The organism is Sinorhizobium sp. M4_45, assembly GCF_002885915.1.
GTDB classification, from domain to species: domain Bacteria; phylum Pseudomonadota; class Alphaproteobacteria; order Rhizobiales; family Rhizobiaceae; genus Sinorhizobium; species Sinorhizobium meliloti_A.
The window spans coordinates 1-1,624 of sequence record NZ_NWVE01000026.1 but is presented as its reverse complement, the minus strand read 5'-3'; the positions used below and the strand labels follow the sequence as shown (position 1 = coordinate 1,624).

General features: G+C 61.5%; 1 protein-coding gene. It reads left to right on the top strand.

The window, feature by feature from the left end; translation table 11 throughout:
• The first annotated feature begins 145 nt into the window (after positions 1-145).
• Positions 146-1,573, top strand: a complete 1,428-nt coding sequence (locus tag CN933_RS31170) for an ISNCY family transposase (protein WP_015241193.1) — start codon at positions 146-148, stop codon at positions 1,571-1,573.
• Positions 1,574-1,624: the final 51 nt, after the last annotated feature.

The following is a 1,624-nucleotide window of genomic DNA, read 5'->3' as shown; positions in this document are numbered from 1 at the left end:
TGTAGCGGCCGTTTAGAGATGCGACATATGAGCCAGTTAGAGATGCGACAGTCGTCGCCGCTTGGGATGCTGGTCAAACGTCAACGTTTGGAAGGAAGACTGGCGACGTGAAGCGTGGCTGAGACCATGAGCGTTCGGAGTCGTCATGTCTTGTTTGATCACCATGTCGCAGAAGGAATTGCATCGTCTTGAACTGATCCAGCGGATTCGCGGCCGCAGCCTGAGCGTCGTCCAGGCGGCCGAACTGCTCGGCCTCAGCCGCAGTCAGGTGCATCGGCTGCTGCAGGCCTATGACCTGGCCGGCGCCGACGGGCTGGTCTCGAAGAAGCGCGGCCGGCCGAGCAACCGGCGTCATAGCGAGGATTTCCGCAACCTGGTGCTCGACCTGGTGCGTGAGCATTATGCGGATTTCGGACCAACCCTGGCGGCTGAGAAGCTGCTCGAACGCCACCGGATTGCCGTCAGCAAGGAGACGCTGCGTCAGTGGATGATGGAAGCCGGCATCTGGGTGTCGCGACGCGAGCGCAAGAAGCGCGTCTTCCAGCCGCGCGGCCGGCGCGATTGTTTCGGCGAACTCGTCCAGATCGATGGCTCGCTTCATTGGTGGTTCGAGAACCGCGGTCCCAAATGCGCCCTGCTCGTCTATATCGACGATGCCACCGGCAAGCTGTTGCACTTACGCTTTGCGGGCTCGGAGAACACCTTCGACTATCTGCACGCGACGAAGGCCTATTTGCAGCAATGGGGCAAGCCGATTGCCTTCTACAGCGACAAGCATGGCATCTTCCGCACCACCCATGCTTCCAAGAAGGACAGAACCAGTGGCCTGACGCAGTTCGGCCGGGCCCTTTACGAGCTCAACATCGACATCATCTGCGCCAATACCCCGCAGGCCAAAGGCCGCGTCGAGCGCGCCAACCAGACGCTGCAGGATCGCCTCGTCAAGGAACTGCGGTTGCGCGGCATCGATACGATCGCGGCGGCCAATGCCTATGCGCCGGAGTTCATGGCCGACTTCAATCGTCGCTTTGGCAAGGCGCCGCGCAATCCGAAGGACATGCATCGGCCGTTTGCCGCGCATGAGAACCTCGATGGCGCCATGTGCCGCAAGGAGATCCGCAAGCTGTCGAATTCGTTGACGCTGCGCTATGACAAGGTGATGTTCATCCTCGATCCGACAGATCGCGCAGCGGCGCTGGCGGGTAAGAAGGTTGTCGTTTGCGACTATCCCGACGGACGCCTGGAGATCACAGACGGGGAAGCCACTCTGCCCTACAGAACCTTCGACACGCTGCGCTCGGTGCACCGCTCCGAGGTGGTTGAGAACAAGCGCCTGGATGACATGCTGGCGCTGGTCGCCGAGATGCAGGCCGGACGAGAGCAACAGCGCAGCAAGGGCGGGCCGCGCCGCACCGGCCAGACGGACCATATGTTCGGCATTCGCGACGGCAGCCAGAGCAATGGCTACCAGAAGCGCGGCACGAAGCCTGGCCGGAAGACGGATTTTACCAAGGATCCGGTGGTCATCGCAAAGCGCCAGCAAGCCCTCGCGCAGCTGAAAGCGGCGGAGTGACCGGCGTGTCAAAGCTAAAGTTTATCTTGCACCTCAAGCCATCCGCCGCCG

What these genes read in the sequence shown, in the direction of transcription:
- CN933_RS31170 (WP_015241193.1), top strand. Translation starts at nt 146, where the DNA reads ATGTCTTGTTTGATCACCATGTCGCAGAAGGAATTGCATCGTCTTGAA.